This window comes from Mesorhizobium sp. PUT5 (assembly GCF_052216645.1).
In the GTDB taxonomy this organism is placed as follows: Bacteria; Pseudomonadota; Alphaproteobacteria; order Rhizobiales; family Rhizobiaceae; genus Mesorhizobium.
The window spans coordinates 2,818,547-2,836,472 of sequence record NZ_JBQOSO010000003.1 but is presented as its reverse complement, the minus strand read 5'-3'; the positions used below and the strand labels follow the sequence as shown (position 1 = coordinate 2,836,472).

13 protein-coding genes and 1 tRNA gene are annotated in these 17,926 nt (G+C 66.7%); 9 read left to right on the top strand and 5 right to left on the bottom strand.

The window, feature by feature from the left end; translation table 11 throughout:
• Window positions 1–14: 14 nt before the first annotated feature.
• From ACTDI4_RS15340 to ACTDI4_RS15320, 5 genes are read left to right on the top strand one after another with little or no spacing between them, the layout of a single operon-like run.
• Entirely contained in the window at window positions 15–2,009 is a 1,995-nt protein-coding gene (locus ACTDI4_RS15340) for an ABC transporter permease (protein WP_442841963.1), read from the top strand.
• Between the two features lie 11 nt (window positions 2,010–2,020).
• Window positions 2,021–2,911 (top strand): phosphotransferase, encoded by an 891-nt coding sequence (locus ACTDI4_RS15335; protein WP_442841962.1) that lies wholly within the window; start codon window positions 2,021–2,023, stop codon window positions 2,909–2,911.
• Window positions 2,908–5,361 (top strand): GcvT family protein, encoded by a 2,454-nt coding sequence (locus ACTDI4_RS15330; RefSeq protein ID WP_442841961.1) that lies wholly within the window; start codon window positions 2,908–2,910, stop codon window positions 5,359–5,361. Before ACTDI4_RS15335 ends, ACTDI4_RS15330 begins: the two co-directional genes overlap by 4 nt.
• Entirely contained in the window at window positions 5,358–7,781 is a 2,424-nt protein-coding gene (locus ACTDI4_RS15325; RefSeq protein WP_442841960.1) for a GcvT family protein, read from the top strand. The genes ACTDI4_RS15330 and ACTDI4_RS15325 overlap by 4 nt, the downstream gene beginning before the upstream one ends.
• Entirely contained in the window at window positions 7,778–8,689 is a 912-nt protein-coding gene (locus ACTDI4_RS15320; RefSeq protein ID WP_442841959.1) for a phosphotransferase, read from the top strand. The genes ACTDI4_RS15325 and ACTDI4_RS15320 overlap by 4 nt, the downstream gene beginning before the upstream one ends.
• 20 nt (window positions 8,690–8,709) lie before the next feature.
• On the opposite strand, the gene ACTDI4_RS15315 is transcribed toward ACTDI4_RS15320, so the two are convergent.
• The 5 genes from ACTDI4_RS15315 to ACTDI4_RS15295 all read right to left on the bottom strand — a co-directional run bounded on the left by ACTDI4_RS15315 (window position 8,710) and on the right by ACTDI4_RS15295 (window position 14,433).
• Window positions 8,710–9,948 carry an O-antigen ligase family protein gene (locus tag ACTDI4_RS15315; RefSeq protein ID WP_442841958.1) on the bottom strand — a complete coding sequence of 413 codons (1,239 nt, stop codon included), beginning with the start codon at window positions 9,946–9,948 and terminating at the stop codon, window positions 8,710–8,712.
• Between the two features lie 47 nt (window positions 9,949–9,995).
• On the bottom strand, window positions 9,996–10,754 hold the full coding sequence (locus ACTDI4_RS15310; protein ID WP_442841957.1) for a glycosyltransferase family 25 protein: 759 nt from the start codon (window positions 10,752–10,754) through the stop codon (window positions 9,996–9,998).
• A gap of 99 nt (window positions 10,755–10,853) precedes the next feature.
• Window positions 10,854–10,928: transfer RNA gene (locus tag ACTDI4_RS15305), tRNA-Glu, on the bottom strand.
• 156 nt (window positions 10,929–11,084) lie between these two features.
• Window positions 11,085–12,359, bottom strand: coding sequence for a YcbK family protein (locus ACTDI4_RS15300; protein ID WP_442841956.1), 1,275 nt, complete (start codon window positions 12,357–12,359; stop codon window positions 11,085–11,087).
• Between the two features lie 238 nt (window positions 12,360–12,597).
• Window positions 12,598–14,433, bottom strand: coding sequence for a PHA/PHB synthase family protein (locus ACTDI4_RS15295; RefSeq protein ID WP_442841955.1), 1,836 nt, complete (start codon window positions 14,431–14,433; stop codon window positions 12,598–12,600).
• A gap of 92 nt (window positions 14,434–14,525) precedes the next feature.
• Between ACTDI4_RS15295 and ACTDI4_RS15290 the strand changes: the two genes are divergently transcribed.
• The 4 genes from ACTDI4_RS15290 (at window position 14,526) to ACTDI4_RS15275 (ending at window position 17,926) form a co-directional block, all read left to right on the top strand.
• Complete coding sequence (locus tag ACTDI4_RS15290) at window positions 14,526–14,945, top strand: hypothetical protein (protein ID WP_442841954.1); 420 nt, start codon at window positions 14,526–14,528, stop codon at window positions 14,943–14,945.
• A gap of 45 nt (window positions 14,946–14,990) precedes the next feature.
• A complete protein-coding gene (locus tag ACTDI4_RS15285; RefSeq protein ID WP_442841953.1) occupies window positions 14,991–16,208 on the top strand; it encodes an LL-diaminopimelate aminotransferase in 1,218 nt (405 codons plus the stop codon).
• Between the two features lie 46 nt (window positions 16,209–16,254).
• Window positions 16,255–17,568: a homoserine dehydrogenase gene (locus ACTDI4_RS15280; RefSeq protein ID WP_442841952.1), complete on the top strand. Its 1,314-nt coding sequence runs from the start codon at window positions 16,255–16,257 to the stop codon at window positions 17,566–17,568.
• A 190-nt stretch (window positions 17,569–17,758) separates the two neighbouring features.
• Window positions 17,759–17,926 carry a Thivi_2564 family membrane protein gene (locus ACTDI4_RS15275; RefSeq protein ID WP_442841951.1) on the top strand — a complete coding sequence of 56 codons (168 nt, stop codon included), beginning with the start codon at window positions 17,759–17,761 and terminating at the stop codon, window positions 17,924–17,926.

The following is a 17,926-nucleotide window of genomic DNA, read 5'->3' as shown; positions in this document are numbered from 1 at the left end:
CGTTGGAAAGCGAGATGTCCGCGCGCCGGCAGGTGCCGATCGGGCTCGGAGCCGGCACGGTGGCGTGGGCGGCGGCCCTGGTCCTGTTCGTCGGCTTCTGGCAGCTCGGCGGAAACGCGAAATGGGCCTTCGACTATCCGAAGGCATGGCAGATTCCGGCGCAGCGCTGGATCGGCAGCGCCATGAAATGGCTGGTCGACAGCGCCAGCTTCGGGCTTTTCACCTTCACCGATCTCACCCGCTTCATCGCCTCCGTCATCGACCTGCCCTACAGGCTTATCCTGAGCCTTTTGTCCACCGGCTTCCTGTCGGGACAGGGCTCGAACGCGGTGGAGATCGTGCCGCCGCTGTCCTGGGTCGCGGTGATCCTGATCGTGGGCCTGATGGGCTATCATGCCGGCGGGCGGCGGCTGGCCGCCCTGGTGGTGCTCTGCTTCGGCTTCCTGGCGGTTTTCGGCCAGTGGAACAGCGCCATGGTGACGCTGGCTTCCATACTGGTGGCCGCCCCGCTCGGCATCGTCGGCGGCCTGCTGCTGGGCATTGCCGCCTATCGCTGGCCCCGTTTCGAGCGGGCGCTGACGCCGCTGCTCGACCTCATGCAGACCGTTCCGGTCTTCGCCTATCTGGTGCCGATCCTGTTCCTGTTCGGCTTCGGCCCGACGGCGGCGGCGGTCGCCACGCTGATCTACGCCATGCCGCCGATGACGCGCGTGACCACGCTGGCGCTGCGCGCCGTGCCTTCCGAATTCCGCGATCTCGGCCACATGATCGGCTGCACGCGCCGGCAGATGACGTGGCGCGTCATGGTGCCCTCGGCGCGCGAGAGCCTGATGGTGGGCGTCAACCAGGTCATCATGCTTTCGCTCAACATGGTCATCATCGCCTCCATGATCGGCGCCGGCGGGCTGGGTTTCGACGTGCTGGCCGCGCTTCGCCGCCTGGACATCGGCGCCGGGCTGGAGGCGGGGCTCGCCATCGTGGCGCTGGCGGTGGCGCTCGACCGGCTGAGCCAGGCCTATGCGGTCAAGACCGGCGCGCCGCCGAAGGCGACCGCCGCGCCCGGTTTCGTGGCCCGCCATCCCTACACGCTCGCTGCGCTCGTCGTCGTCGTGGCCACCGCGCTGGCCGGGCTGGCCGTGCCCGCGCTGCAGCACTATCCCGAAGCGCTGCAGATATCGACCGGCGGCGTCTTCTCCGAGATCGTGCGCTGGATCAACGTCAACTTCTTCGACGTGCTCGAAGGGGTCAAGAACGCCATGCTGCTCAACGTGCTGGTGCCGTTGAAGCGTCTGCTCGGCGGCATGCCCTGGCTGGGCGTCACCGCGCTGCTCGCCTTCGCCGGCTGGCGGCTGGGCGGCCTGCGGCTGGCCGCGCTGGTGGGCGCGATGGCCTTCCTCATCGCCGCCACCGGGCAATGGGAAAAGGCCATGATCACGGTCTATCTCTGCGGCATCTCGGTCGTGGTCGCCTCGCTGATCGGCATCCCCATCGGCATCTTGTCGGCCGAGCGCGAAAGGCTGTGGCGATGGGTGCAGGTGGCCATCGACACGCTGCAGACCTTGCCCTCCTTCGTCTACCTGATGCCGGCGGTGATGCTGTTCCGGGTCGGCGACTTCACCGCGCTGATCGCCATCGTCGCCTATGCCGTGGCGCCGGCGATCCGCTACACCGTGCTCGGCCTGCACAAGGTCGACCCGCGGCTTACCGAGGCGGGCGAGGCCATGGGCTGCACGCGCTGGCAGTTGCTGGCCAAGATCAAGCTCAAGCTGGCGCTGCCGGAGATCATGCTGGGCCTCAACCAGACCATCATGTTCGCGCTGTCCATGCTGGTCATCACCGCGCTCGTGGGCACGCGCGACCTTGGCCAGGAGGTCTATATCGCGCTCACCAAGGCCGATACGGGACGCGGGCTGGTGGCGGGGCTGGCGGTCGCCTTCATCGCCATCATCGCCGACAGGCTGATCGCGGCAGGTGCCGCGCGCACCAAGGTCAGGCTCGGGCTGGAATGATGGAGGCGCGGGTGACGACGAGCGAGGACCGCATCCGCGCGCTGCCCTGCTGGAACGGCAGCGTCCAGATCACGTCGCTGAGCGGCGGCCTCAGCAACGAGAATTTTCTCGTCGCCGACGCATCCGGCCGGCACGTCGTGCGCATCGGCCGCGATTTTCCCTTCCACCACGTGTTCCGCGAGCGTGAGTTGATGACGGCGCGCGCGGCCCATGCCGCCGGCTTCGGCCCTGCGGTGGAATATGCCGAGCCCGGCGTCATGGTGGGCGCCTTCGTCGACGGCAGGACCTTCACCGGGGCGGATGTGCGCGCCAATATCGAGCAGGTCGCCCATCTGGTGCGCGCCTTCCACCGCGAGATGCCGAACCATGTGTCGGGCGCCGGCTTCATGTTCTGGGTGTTCCACGTCATCCGCGACTATGCGCGCACGCTGGAGGCCGGCGGCAGCCGCATGACGGCGGAACTGCCGCGCTATCTGGCGCTTGCCGACGAATTGGAGCGGGCGCAGGCCCTGCTGCCCATCGTGTTCGGCCACAACGACCTCTTGCCGGCCAACTTCATCGACGACGGCGACAGGGTCTGGCTGATCGACTTCGAATACGCCGGCTTCAACACCTCCATGTTCGACCTCGCCGGCGCCGCCTCCAACGCCGGCATGTCCGAGGCGGAATCGGAGCGGCTCCTGAGCGCCTATCTGGGCATGGAGCCGGACGACAAGATCCGCCGCTCGCACGCGGCCATGCAATGCGCCTCGCTGCTGCGCGAGGCCATGTGGAGCATGATTTCCGAATTGCACCTCAAGGCGCCGGGTGCCGACTACGTGGCCTACACCGCCGAGAACCTGGCGCGTCTCGACGAGGCGCTGGACCGCTATCGGACCAAATACGGGACAAAAGCATCATGACCCTGCCCACCCAGGCCGCGGTCGTCGTCATCGGCGGCGGCATCATCGGCTGCTCCACCGCCTACCATCTGGCGCGCGACCACAAGGCCGACGTGGTGCTTCTGGAACAGGGCGCCATCACCTCCGGCTCGACCTGGCATGCCGCGGGGCTGGTCGGGCAGTTGCGTTCCTCGGCCTCGATCACGCGGGTGCTGAAATATTCGGTGGACCTCTACAAGGGGCTGGAGGCCGAGACGGGGCTGGCCACCGGCTGGAAGATGACCGGCTGCCTGAGGCTTGCCACCAGCGAAGACCGCTGGACCGAGTTCAAGCGGCTGGCCACAACGGCGCGCAGCTTCGGCATGGACATGCACCTGATCTCGCCGCAGGAGGTCAAGCGCATGTGGCCGCTGATGGAGGTGGGCGACCTCGTCGGCGCGAGCTGGCTGCCGACGGACGGGCAGGCCAGCCCTTCCGACATCACGCAGTCGCTGGCCAAGGGCGCGCGCATGCATGGTGCGAAGCTGTTCGAGCGCGTGCGCGTCACCGGCTTCGACATGAGGGACGGCCGCATCGTGGCCGTGCGCACCGACCAGGGTGCAATCGCCTGCGAGAAGGTGGTGAACTGCGCCGGGCAGTGGGCCAGGCAGGTCGGCGCCATGGCCGGCGTCAGCGTGCCGCTGCAGCCGGTCAAGCACCAGTACATCATCACCGAGAAGATCGAGGGGCTGGCGGCCGACGCACCCACGATCCGCGACCCGGACCGCCGCACTTATTTCAAGGAGGAGGTCGGCGGCCTGGTCATGGGCGGCTACGAGCCCAATCCGCAGGCATGGTTTCCCGATACGGCGAGCGGCGACGTGCCCGACGAATGGGAATTCCGCCTGTTCGACGACGATTTCGACCATTTCGAGCAGCATATGAGCCAGGCCATCGCGCGGGTGCCGGCGCTGGAGCATGCCGGCGTCAAGCGCATGATCAACGGCCCCGAAAGCTTTACGCCGGACGGCAATTTCATCCTGGGCGCGGCGCCCGAATGCGGCAACATGTTCGTCGGCGCCGGCTTCAACGCCTTCGGCATCGCTTCCGGCGGCGGCGCCGGCTGGGTGCTGGCCGAATGGGTGATGCAGGGCGAAGCGCCGCTCGACCTGTGGACGGTGGACATCCGCCGCTTCTCCGACCTGCATCGCGACCGCAAATGGGTGTGCGACCGCACGCTGGAAGCCTATGGCAAACACTATACGGTCGCCTTCCCGCACGAGGAATATGAGAGCGGCCGCCCGCGCATCGTTTCGCCGCTCTACGAGCGGCTGAAGAAGCACAACGCGGTATTCGGCTCCAAGCTCGGCTGGGAGCGGCCGAACTGGTTCGCGCCCGAAGGCGCGGAGCCGCGGGACGTCTATTCCATGGGCCGGCAGAACTGGTTCGAGGCGGTGGGCGAGGAGCATCGCCATGTGCGCGAGGCGGTCGGCCTGTTCGACCAGTCGTCCTTCGCCAAATACGAGATGAGCGGGCCGGACGCGGCGCGCGCGCTGGACTGGATCTGCGCCAACGATGTTTCCAAGCCGGCCGGCCGGCTGACCTACACGCAGCTCCTCAACACGCGCGGCGGCATCGAGGCCGATTTGACAGTGGCGCGGCTGGCGGACGACAAATTCTACGTCGTCACCGGCACCGGCTTCCGCACGCACGATCTTTCCTGGGTCCGCGACCATGTCGCTGCAGGGATGGACGCCACGCTGACCGACGTGACCGAGGATTTCGGCACGCTGTCGCTGATGGGGCCCCGCGCCCGCGACGTGCTGGCGGCCGTGACCACGGCGGACGTCACCAATACCGGCTTCCCCTTCGGCCATGTGCGCGAGATCGCGATTGCCGGGCATGTCGTGCGCGCGCTGCGCGTCACCTATGTCGGCGAGCTGGGCTGGGAACTGCACATGCCGATCGGCGCGACGGGCGAGATCTTCGATGCGCTGATGGCGGCGGGCGCGCCCTTCGGCATCCGCCCGGTGGGCTACCGCGCGCTGGAATCGCTGCGGCTCGAAAAGGGTTATCGCGCCTGGGGCTCCGACATCACGCCCAACGACACGCCGGTGGAAGCGGGGCTCGGCTGGGCGGTGAAGCTGCGCAAGAACACCGATTTCCTGGGCCGCCGTGCGCTGGAAAAGGGCAACGGGGCTCTGCCGGCCAAGCGCTTCGCCGGCTTCACCGTGGACGATCCCGACATCGTGCTGCTCGGCCGCGAGACCATCCTGCGCAACGGCGAGCCGGTCGGCTACCTCACCAGCGGCGGCTACGGCTACACCGTGGGAAGAAGCATCGGCTACGGCTACGTGCGCGGCGCGGACGGCGTGAGCGAAGATTTCCTGACCGGCGGCGAATACGAACTGGTTGTGGCCACCGAGCGCACGCCGGCACGCATCCATCTGCAGCCGCTCTATGATGTGGCGGGAGAAAAGGTGAAGTCATGACGTTTCGCGCGGACCGCCACGTCCACATCCTCGTCATCGGCGGCGGCGCCATCGGCACCTCCGTCGCCTACCATCTCGCCCGCGACGGCGCCAAGGACGTGCTTCTGGTGGAGAAGGCGCAGCTCACCCATGGCTGCACCTGGCACGCCGCCGGGCTGGTCGGGCAGCTTCGCGGCAAGAAGAACCTGACCCGGCTGATGCAGAACTCGGTGGCCGTCTTCGACCGGCTGGAGGAGGAGACCGGGCAGGCGATCTCGTGGAAGAAGGTCGGCTCGCTGCGCCTTGCCGGCAGCCGCGACCGCTGGAGCGAGATCCGCCGCTCCATGGGGCAGGCGAAAAGCTTCGGCGTGGAATGCCACTCCCTGTCGGCGGAGGAGGCGGCGAAGCGCTTTCCGTTCATCGACAAGAGCGGCATCGAGGGCGCGGCCTACATTCCCGGCGACGGCTATATCGATCCCTATTCGCTGACCATGGCCTACGCCAAGGGCGCGCGGCAGTACGGTGCCCGCATCGAGGAGGGGGTGACGGTCGAGGAGATCGTGGTGGAGGGCCGGCGGGCGGTCGGTGTTGCCACCAATGGCGGCACGATCGCCTGCGACATCCTCGTCAACTGCGCCGGCCTGTGGGCCAAGCGCGTCGGCGCCATGGCCGGCGTGCCGCTGGCGGCCGGCGTGGTGGAGCACCAGTATTTTCTGACCGAGAAGAAACTCACCTTCGACGCGGACCTCACCACGCTTCGCGACCCCGACAACAATTTCTACCTGAAGCCGGATACCGGCTCCTTCGCCATCGGCGGCTGGGAGGACGGCACCAAGGGCTGCTGGCGGGGCCAGCCGCCGCTGGATTTCGGCCGCGAGCTTTTCCCGCCCAACATGGAGCGGCTGGAGCTTTTCGCGCTGCCAGCGGCCGAACGGCTGCCCGTGCTGAACGAGATCGGCATCCAGACCGTCATCAACGGTCCCATCCCCGTCTCCTTCGACGGCGAGCCGATCATGGGGCTGGCGCCGGAACTGGACAATTTCTACGTGGCCTGCGGCTTCACCGCCGGCATCGCCGGCTCCGGCGGCGCGGGGCTGGCGCTGTCCAACATGATCCTGCACGGCGATGCCGGCATGGACCTGTGGCCCTTCGACGTGCGCCGCTTCGGTGCCGTGCAGGCGCAGGGGCGCTACCTGGAGGAGCGGGCCATCGAGGCCTATGGCTCCTACTACAAGATCCACTGGCCGGCGGAGGAGGCACATGCCGGGCGGGGCCTGCGCCGCTCGCCGCTGCACGCCATCCTGCACGACCGCGGCGCCGTGTTCGGCTCGAAGTTCGGCTGGGAGAGGCCGAACTGGTTCGCGTCCGACGGCGGAGATTCCGTCGAACTCGGCAGCTTCGAGGACAGGCCAGGCTGGTTCGATGCCGTGGGCGCGGAGGTGCAGGCCATCCGCGAGCGCGCCGCCCTCATCGACCAGTCCTCCTTTTCCAAGTTCGAGATCGCGGGGCCAGGGGCCGAGGCCGCCCTTCAGCGCATCGCCGCCAACGACCTGTCGGGACCGCCGGGCAAGGCGGTCTATACCCAGCTCTGCAACGAGAAGGGCGGCATCGAGGCCGATGTCACCTTCGTGCATGTGGACAAGGACCGCTTCCTGTTCGTCACCGGCTCCGGCTTCGGCGTGCATGACGCCCACTGGATCGGGCGGCACCTGCCTGCCGGCGTGACCATGCGCGAGGTGAGCAACAGCTACGCCACCATCAATCTGTGCGGGCCGCGGGCGCGCGACATCCTGCAGTCGGTCACCGATGACGACGTCTCCAACGCGGCCTTCCCGTTCCTGGCCACGCGGCGCATCGAGGTCGGCAATGCCCGCGCGCTCGCCGTGCGCGTCGGCTATGTCGGCGAACTCGGCTGGGAGCTTTACGTGGCCCAGGAATATGCCGGCCATGTCTACGAGACGCTGCGCGAGGCGGGCGCCGCGCACGGCATCGCCGATGCCGGCTACCGCGCCATCGACGCCTGTCGCATGGAGAAGGGCTATCTCTACTGGTCCGGCGACATAACGCCCGACTACAATCCCTACGAGTCCGGGCTCGGTTTCGCCGTGGCGCTGGACAAGCCCGGCGGAGACTTCATCGGCCGCGTGGCGCTGGCGAGGATCAAGGCCGAGGGGGTGAAGCGCAAGCTGTGCTCCTTCACCATCGAGGGTTTCGCGCCGCTGCATGGCGGCGAGGCGATCCTGCACGGAGGCAGGGTGGTCGGTTCCACCTCGTCCACCGGTTACGGCTACACGTTGGGCAAGACCATCGCCTTCGGCTACCTGCCGGCGGAACTCGCCGCCGAGCAGGCCTTCGAGATCGAGGCATTCGGGCATGCCTATGCGGCGCGGCGCGGGCCGCGCACGCTCTACGACGCGAAGATGGAAAGGTTGAAGGCATGAGCGACGACATCGCCGCCGCTCGCGCGGCGCTGGAGACGATTCCGCAGTTCAGGGGCTATCGCGGCGAGATCGTGCGGCTTGGCGGTCTGACCAATCTCGTCTTCCAGGCCGGCGACTACTGCCTGCGCATCCCGGGCAAGGGCACGGAAGAATATATCGACCGCGCCAACGAGGCGGTCGCGGCGCGCGAGGCCGCGCGCGCCGGCGTCAGCCCCGAGGTGCTGCATTTCGACCCGGAAAGCGGCGTGATGGTCACGCGCTTCGTGGCGGGGACCGAAACGATGACGCCCCGGAATTTCCGCGACCGCAAGGGCAGCCCGGCACGCGCCGCGCAAGCTTTCCGGCGGCTGCACGACAGCGGCGCGGTCTTCCCGTTCCGGTTCGAGCTGTTTTCCATGATCGACGACTATCTGAAGGTGCTGTCGACCAAGGACGTCATGCTGCCTGCCGGCTATCACGAGGTGGTGCGCGAGGCCGACCAGAACGTGCGTTCTGCCCTTGCAGCGCACCCGCTGCCTCTTGTGGCCTGCCATTGCGATCCGCTGTGCGAGAACTTCCTCGACACGGGCGAGCGCATGTGGATCGTGGACTGGGAATATGCCGGCATGAACGATCCCTTGTGGGATCTGGGCGATCTGTCGGTGGAGGCCGCCTTCGACGCGGCGCAGGACGAGGAGATGATGCGCGCCTATTTCGGCGGCGAGCCGCGTCCGGCCGAGCGCGGCCGCGTGGTCATCTACAAGGCCATGTGCGACCTTCTATGGACGCTGTGGGGCCTGATCCAGCTTGCCAACGGCAATCCAGCCGACGATTTCCGCGCCTATGCGGACGGCCGCTTCGCCCGCTGCCGGGCTCTGATGGAAAAGCCCGAATTCGCCGGCCACGTCGCTGCCGTGGCGAAGGGATGAGCGGGCCGAGCCCTTCGACCTTAGAGCGCGCTTGACGGGCAGAATGGAGCGGTTCCGCTCCACAGGCCTGCCCTCGGGGTCAAAGCGCCCGGGGCGAGGGCGCAGCGCCGGGCCAAAAGCCGGCTGGTGGCGGTGGCGTTCAGCGCCGCGATGAAGAACATGATCGACGATATCGTCATCTCGTGCAGCAGCGGGTTGTGCAGCATTCCGTAGCTGATGCCCACGATGACGAAATAGATGAGCGCTCGGCGCATGCCGGCCTCGGCTGCCGCGCGCCACAGATAGGCGAAGATGGAGAAGAACGCCGCCAGCAGCAGGGCGAGGCCGACCACGCCGTCGTTCAGCAACTCGTCCAGAAGCGTGTTGTGGACGTGCCGGAACCCGTCCAGCATATGCCCCTGCGGTCCGGCCGCCTCGCGCACCATGTCCATCTTGGCGGACGCGCCGACGCCCACGATCGGAGCCTGGGAGATGACCGTGGCCGCGCCGCGCCACATGGCCAGCCGGATGTCGGCGGAGAACTTGTCCTCCCATTTCGTGCTGTCGCCGGTGTCGTAATATTCGATCATGCCGGTGAAGCGGTCGGACAGCACGTTGGTGGCCGGGCCGGCCACGGCGATCACGGCGACGACCGCGCCGGCGATGGCGTATATCTGCTGGCGCACGCTGCAGCGACGCAGGTGGATGACGATCTCGGCAAGCGCGAACAGCGGCAGCACGACGATGACCGCGCGCGTTCCCGACGCCATCGCCGCGACGATGCCCAGCACCAGCCATTGCGGGCCGTTGGGCAGCCAGCGCGGTGCGTTGCGCAGGGGAATGGCGGCCGAAATGGCGCCTACGGCGGAGACGAAGGCAAAGACGGCGGCATTGCCGCCGATGCCGACGCGCTCGTTCACGAAAAGAGACATGCCCGCCGCCGCCGCGGCCGCCAGAACCACGCCGATGCGCGAGCCCAGCACATAGGCCCGCAGCGGATCGCGCACCAGCACCATGCCGGGGGCTGCGAATGCGAAAACGGCCAGGAGCGCTACGTATCCGATCTGGCGATTGTCGAGAATCGGCTCGCCTCGATAGAGGATGAGACCCAGCGACCAGATGGCATAGGCGACGACATAGACATAGAAGCTGCGGGCGAAGAGACGCGCGGTGTTGTGCCTGGCGCTGGCGAGATAGATGCCGATGCACGAGAACAGGAACAGCACGAGCGGCCCCAGCCCGATGCGGACCGGCATGGTCAGGGCGCCGACGCTCAGCACCCATGAATCCGTTCTGCGGCGAAAAAGAAACGATCTCTTCAGCAGTTTCAGTTTCGAACCTCTTCGATCTTGGTCCTGCGCAGAGCATAGACGATGCGCTGCGCATAGTCGGTGGCGCGAAACAGCAGGGTCCCCAGCCGCTTCCAGGGCGGCAGGCGCGTATGCGCGTAGGCAGGGCTGCCGCCTATGGTCGAGACCAGCGCGCCCGACAGTCCCACCACCGCCTTGTCCGCCGTGAATATCTCGTAGCCTCCGGCCCAGCCGCGCTCCAGCGCGACATCGTAGGGCAGCCGCATCGGGTGCAGGACGCCGAGCAATCGTGCCGCGGCTTCGCGCGTCACGACGTAGGCGGCCGAACTGCCGAGCGGGCCATGCAGGCAGCGTCCGAGTCCATGCGTGGTGTTGACGCGACGAATGCGGCGAAGAAAAGACAGGCGATGGTTGACGAGCTTGACCACGTCCCAGCCCGAAAGCCCGGTCAGGCTTTGCAGGAAGGGCAGGAAATCCGCCGTGAAGACGATGTCGTCCTCGATGATGACCGCATAGGGATCCGACCCGGCCGCGATCTCGGCCAGCGCCCTCAAATGGCTGAAATAGCAGCCGATCTCGGCCGGCAGCACACGCTTGCCATGGATGCGCCGGAAGGCGGGCTCGTCGAGCCCGGCCAACTCGCTTTCCTTGAGCATGCGTCCGTCGACGGCCTCGACGCGGCGCAGCACGATATCGAATCGTGCGGCGCTGTCCCGCAGGGCTTCCCAGCGATCCTTCGATCGCTCCATGTTTATGGCATAGACTGGAATTTGCACGCTGATCCGCTTCAGGTTGAGCTCAAGGTCGGGACTTGTTGAGGCAACGGCCCGGACGCGGTCCCAATGCTCGACAACGCATGGCATGCTGGCAATGGCTGGTACGCCCAACGGGACTCGAACCCGTGTCGCCGCCGTGAAAGGGCGGTGTCCTGACCGCTAGACGATGGGCGCAGCCAAGGCGGCTTATAGTGGCGTCGAGGCAAACGGGCAACCCGTCCGGTTGCGGCATGGCCAACTTTTTTGAACATTTCGTCCGGCATGCTGCAAACAGGCGGAATTTCCGCCGGCTTCCACTGGAAGGCAGCGCAAGCCGGCCTTCCGTTTACGCTATTTGCGGCGGCGGCAGCGCCAGTTCCAGTCGCGCTCCGGCCCGACGTCCACATGCACCGATTCGGTATGGCAGTAGGTGCCTACGCCGCCACGGCCGGGCATGGAGCGTACGTAGCTGGCCAGTTCCCACTTGCCCACGCCCGGAACCTGGATATCGGCGGCCGCGCAATACATATGCAGCGAGTTCTTGGCGCCGCGGGCGCGGATGTTGCGATCGATATCCCGATAGCCGGAGGTCACGACGATCTTGCGCTTGTAATGGGCCTCGATGGTTTTCAGCACCCGCACAAGCGACGGCTTGAGGCAGGCCACGTTGACCCCTTCGTTCTGCATCAGCAGGCCGTTTGGCGCCAGCCGCGCCATGCCGGCGGCCGACGCGACCTGATAAAGGCCGCCTTCATCCTCGTTGAGGTCGACGTCGCTGTCGTCGTCGATGCCCGACTTGCGCTTGATCTCGAACAGGGCCGTCTGCCGCACGCCCGGCAGGGCGTCGCCAGACAGGGACGGCCCCGAGCCCAGGGAAGCCAGCGCCAGCGGCTTCGCGCCGGGCTCTGTAGACGCCAGCGTGATGATCGGCTTGGCCGGTTGCGCATCGGGCGCCTTCGCCGCTGCCTTGGCCTGCTGAGGCGCGGCCTGGGCGGGCGCGGAGCCGAACAGCGAGGCCAGGAAGCCCTTTTTCTTTGGCGCGGCGGCCGGGGGCGGCGCCTCGCCTGCAGTAACATAGACCGGATGGTTCATCTCCGGCGCCGCCGGTTCCGCCTGCGGCCTGGGCTGTGGCGCGGGCACGTTCTGCGCCGCGACCGTCTCCGCGGGCTCGGCAGCGGCCTGGGCGGGCTCAAGTGCCGGCGGCGTATTGGCGGCAAGCGCAGCGGCCTCGGAGGGAGCGGGAACCGAAAAATTCGCGCCGGGGCTGGCGCTCGGCAGATAGGCCACCGCCTGGGGAAGCGGCATGTCCTCTTCGGCGTTCGCCAATGCCTGGGCCGTGGCCGGCGCGGGAGCCCCGGCGGGCACGGTCGCATCGGCATTCGCAGCGGCAGCTATGGCCGCTTCGATGGACGCAGGTGCCTCGGCTGATGGCGGCGAATCAGCAGACGCCGTCGAGGCGCCGGCCGTCGGATGGCTGAAGTCGGAGGGACCGGCTGCATATCCGGGCAGGGCGGCGTTCAGCCCCGGGTCGCCGGCCGAGGTGCAGGATGCCAGCAAAAGCGAAAGCAATGCCGCCGCAATGGCGCGGCGTTCCCCTTTCGCAAGGTGCGGTCCCCTTGATTTCAAACTGCTTCCCCCTCGTTTTTCCGACCCGGACCGTCATTGGGGCGACTGTGGCTGCCGCCGCCGGGATGATCGAGTTTCCAGGACCGGAAACGAGACCTGTGTCATTTCCGCAAGCTTGACGAAGAATCGTCGACTCGACGCGAAATACGTCAACTTCTTGGTTGACGCCACCATTTCGCCCGCTTCTGCGTGGGCGTCAACTCACCAGACATTACAGGCGGTTACATTTTGTCGACGGTCAGACCCGCACCTTGACGTACGTGCCCGGCGCGTCGCCCAGCGGCTTCATGCCCTTGCAGGGCTCGCGCGCCGGCACCCGGGTGCCTTCCCTGGCCTCGATCCAGCGTTGCCAGTGCGGCCACCAGGAGCCCGGGTTTTCGGTGGCCGAGGCGATCCAGTCTTCATAGTCGCCCTCGGGCTTGCCGCCGGTCCAGTGCTGATACTTCTTGAGCGCCGGCGGGTTGACGACGCCGGCGATGTGGCCGGAGCCGGCCAGCACGAATTCCACGTCGCCGCCGAAATAGCGGCAGCCGAGGAAGACCGAACGGGCAGGGGCGATGTGGTCTTCCCGGGCGGCCAGGTTGTAGATCGGAATGGAGACGTCGGCGAGCGAGACGGTGCGGCCGGCCAGTTCCATGCGCCCGGCCGACAAATTGTTCTCCAGGTAGCAATTGCGCAGGTAGAAGGAGTGGTTGGCGGCCGTCATGCGCGTGGAATCGGCGTTCCAGTAGAGCAGGTCGAAGGGCAGGGGATCCTTGCCGCGCATGTAGTTGTTCACCACGTAGGGCCAGATCAGGTCGCCCGAGCGCAGCATGTTGAAGGCGGTGGCCATCTTGGTGCCTTCGAGGAAGCCCTTTTCATTCATGGCCTGCTCGAGCGCTGCGACCTGGTCATTGTCGACGAATACCTTCAGGTCGCCGGCATAAGTGAAGTCCACCTGCGTGGTGAAGAGGGTGGCGGAGCGGATGCGGCTGTCGCCTTCCTGCGCCAGCAGCGCCAGCGCCGCGGCAAGCAAGGTGCCGCCCACGCAGTAGCCGATGGCGTTGACCTCGCGCTCTCCGGTCGCCTTTTCCACCATGTCGAGGCCGTATTGCAGGCCCTCGCGTATGTAGGCTTCCCAGCTTTTGGCGCCGTGACGCTCGTCCGGGTTGATCCAGGAGATGACGAAGACGGTATGGCCCTGCTCGACCGCCCAGCGGATGAAGGATTTTTCCGGGTTGAGATCGAGTATGTAGAACTTGTTGATCCAGGGCGGGCAGATCAGCAGCGGCCGTTTCAGCACCGTTTCCGTGGCGGGTGCGTACTGGATGATCTCGGCCACGTCACTGCGTCCCACCACCTTGCCGGGGGTGACGGCGATGTTCTTGCCGATCTCGAAGCTGGTCGGGTCGGCCTGCCTCAGCTTCAGGTCGCCGCGGCCGGCGGTGATGTCCTCGGCCAGCATCTTCATGCCGCGCACCAGATTCTCGCCGTTGGACGCCACCGTCTCGCGGAACAGTTCCGGATTGGTGAGGATGAAGTTGGAAGGCGAGATCGCGTTGGCGACCTGCTTGACGTAGAAGGCCGCCTTGTGGCGGGTGTGCTCGTCCAGGCCCTCGGCGTGCTCGACAAGGTCGGCCGCCCAGCGGGAGGTGACGAGATAGGTCTGCTTGAGGAAGTCGAAAAAGGCGTTGCGGCCCCATTCGGGGTCCTGGAAGCGCTTGTCGCCGCGCTCGGGCTTGACCGCGTCCTCGATCGGGATGTCGTTGGCGCCCAGCCGCTGGATGGCGTTGGCCCATACGCTCATATAGCCGGAATAAAGGCGGGTCTGCGCTTCCAGCGCGCGTTGCGGGTCGGACAGCCAGTATTCGCTGAGCTTGGAGAAGGTCTTGACCATGTCGGCCATCGGCTCTGCCACATGGTCGCGGGTCTCGCCCTTCTGGCGCGGCTCGGCCCAGGCGGCCGCCGCCTTGCCTGCCTGCTCGACCATGCGCGCCAGATTGAGCGCGAAGCGCTCGGGGTCCTTCACCAGGTACTGGTCGACGGCGGCAGGGCCGGCATCGTCGGTCTTGTCCGAATCGGGCCTTTTGGACATGACTTACGCAGTTCCTCCCGAAAGCGCCTTGGTTATGGTATCACGACCAAGTGGTGTTACACATGCTCTATTCCACACGATGCAGAAGCAATATGACATATAGTATCGGCAAGGCCTTTTTCCCCCTTTCGGGCACGTTACGCCGCGCCGCCGGCGCGCTTCTGCTGGCGGGGCTTTGCGCCTGCTCTACCTCCAACACGCGGGAGGCGGCGCCCGTCGCCCGGGCCGATGCGGCGGGGCCGCAGGATACGGGCACCTTCCCCAACCTGAACATCGCGCCGAAGAACGCGGCCCCCCAGTTCACGGGCGAGCAGACGAGCGCCAAGCTGGCGCAGTTGAAGGCGGATCAGGCCGCCGCCCAGAGGGGCGCGGGCGCGAAGGGGGCGGCCGCCGTCTCGACGGCGGAACTGAACTCGCTGGCCGCCAATCGCGGTCAGGACACCCTGAAGCAGATCGAAGGCGCGCAGAGCGCACCCAAGTGCGATCCCGCACTCGACCCGACCTGCAAATGAGTATATAGCGCCGGCAATCCCCTCCGGCTCGTTTTTGGAACCGCAATGGAAGAGTTTCACAAGGTCCGCCGCCTGCCGCCCTACGTGTTCGAGCAGGTTAACCGGTTGAAGGCCAGCGCCCGCTCGCGCGGCGCCGACATCATCGACCTCGGCATGGGCAACCCCGACCTGCCGACGCCGAAGAGCATCGTGGACAAGCTGTGCGAAGTGGTGCGCGATCCGCGCACGCATCGCTATTCCTCCTCGCGCGGCATTCCGGGGCTGCGTCGAGCCCAGGCCAGTTATTATGCGCGCCGCTTCGGCGTGAAGCTGGATCCCGACACGCAGGTGGTCGCCACGCTCGGCTCCAAGGAAGGCTTCGCCAACATTGCTCAGGCCATCACTGCGCCCGGCGACGTGGTGCTGTGCCCGGACCCGACCTATCCGATCCACGCCTTCGGCTTCATCATGTCGGGCGGCGTGATCCGCTCCATGCAGGTGGAGCCGAACGACGGTTTCATCCCGGCGCTGGAGCGCGGCGTGCGCCATTCGATCCCGAAGCCGCTGGCGCTCATCCTCAATTATCCGTCGAACCCGACGGCGCTGACCGCCTCGCTCGACTTCTACAAGGACGTGGTCGCCTTCGCCAAGAAGAACGACATCATCATCCTGTCCGACCTTGCCTATTCGGAGATCTATTTCGACGGCAACCCGCCGCCTTCGGTGCTGCAGGTGCCGGGCGCGATAGACTGCACGGTCGAATTCACCTCCATGTCCAAGACCTTCTCCATGCCCGGCTGGCGCATGGGTTTCGCGGTCGGCAACGAAAGGCTGATCGCCGCGCTGACGCGCGTGAAATCCTATCTGGACTACGGCGCTTTCACGCCGATCCAGGTTGCCGCCACGGCTGCGCTCAACGGCGACGGCGCCGACATCGCCGAGGTTCGCGACGTCTATTGCAAGCGCCGCGACGTGATGGTGGATTCCTTTGCGCGGGCGGGCTGGGAAATTCCGCCGCCGGCGGCCACCATGTTCGCCTGGGCGCCGATCCCGGAGCCGTTCCGGCATCTGGGGTCGCTGGAGTTCTCCAAGCTGCTGATCGAGCATGCGGACGTGGCGGTGGCGCCGGGCATCGGCTTCGGCGAGCATGGCGACGAGTTCGTTCGGCTGGCGCTGGTGGAGAACGAGCACCGCATCAGGCAGGCGGCACGCAACATCAAGCGGTTCCTCGCCTCCAGCGCCAGGCAGCCCAACAATGTGGTTCCGCTGGCGGCGCGCCGCTGAGCGCCGGCCACACCAACGTCCAATGAATTTGAGGGCCTCCCCGCCTATGGCTGAATCCCTGCGTGTTGGAATTGCCGGTCTCGGCACGGTCGGCGCTTCCGTGGTGCGGGTGCTGCACGACAAGGCCGCCGAACTGACGCGCCAGTGCGGCCGCGAGATCGTGGTCGCGGCGGTTTCGGCGCGCGACCCGAGGCGCGACCGCGGCGTCGACCTTTCCGGCGCGGAATGGTTCGACGATCCCGTCAAGTTGGCGGAAAAGGCAAACATCGACGTTTTCGTGGAACTGATCGGCGGCGACGAGGGGCCGGCGCGCGCCTGCGTGAAGGCCGCGCTCGCTGCCGGCCGCCACGTCGTCACCGCCAACAAGGCGCTGCTGGCCAAGCATGGGGTGGCGCTGGCCGAGGTCGCCGAGGGCAGGGGCGTGCTGCTCAACTACGAGGCGGCGGTGGCAGGCGGCATCCCGGTCATCAAGACCATGCGCGAGGCGATGGCGGGCAACACGGTCTCGCGCGTCTTCGGCATTCTCAACGGCACCTGCAACTATATCCTGACGCGCATGGAAGCCGAAGGGCTGACATTCGAGGAATGCCTGAAGGACGCCCAGCGGCTCGGCTATGCCGAGGCCGATCCGACCTTCGACATCGAGGGCAACGACACCGCCCACAAACTGGCCATCCTGACCAGCCTCGCCTTCGGCAGCCGCATCGCGGCCGACGACATCTACCTGGAGGGCATCTCCAACATCACCCAGGCCGACATCCGCGCGGCCGGCGAACTGGGATACCGCATCAAGCTGCTGGGAGTTGCCCAGCGTACCGAAAGCGGCATCGAGCAGCGCGTGCATCCGACCATGGTGCCGACGGCTTCCGTCATCGCGCAGGTGCATGGCGTGACCAACGCCGTGGCCATCGAGACCGACATTCTCGGCGAATTGCTGCTTTCCGGCCCCGGCGCAGGCGGCAACGCCACGGCGTCCGCCGTGGTTGGCGATATCGCCGATATCGCCAAGAGCCGCCCCGGCTTCCAGCACGGACCCGTGTTCGGCTGGCCGGCAAAGGAATTGCAGCCCTACAAGAAGGCGCGCATGCGCAGCCATGCCGGCGGCTATTTCATCCGGCTGACCGTCCATGACCGTGTCGGCGTGTTCGCGGCGGTGGCCAAGCGCATGGCCGAGAACGAGATTTCGCTGGAATCGATCGTCCAGCATTCCAACGGCTCCGTCGCGCCCGATTGCAAGACGGTGATCCTCGTCACGCACGAGACCACCGAGGCGGCTGTTCGCAAGGCGGTCGAGGGGGTGACCAAGGACGGCCACCTCACCGACAAGCCGCAGGTCATCCGCATCGAACGGGCCGGATAGAGCCTCTTTCAGCTGGGCGAAACCACCCGGCGCCCCGCGGCTCGGCAGAACTCCTTATTCCATCCTGTGGCCGCACCGGGAGCGATCCGGTGCGGTACCACCTTGCGTTGAGAAAGGCCGGCGAGGGAACCTTCGGCCCGGCCAGCCGTTGTGCGGCTTGTTTTCTCCATTTCATTTCACGCGAGGGACCATGGCCGGCAGCGTTCTCATCAGCATTCTCATCACCTTCCTGGTGATTGTTCTCGTACTCTATCTCATCCAGAGGTTGCCGCTCGACGGGCGCGCGCGTCAGATCGCGCAGGTCGTCGTCATCATCATCGGCATCATATCGCTGCTGAAATATCTGGCGGTGTTCTGA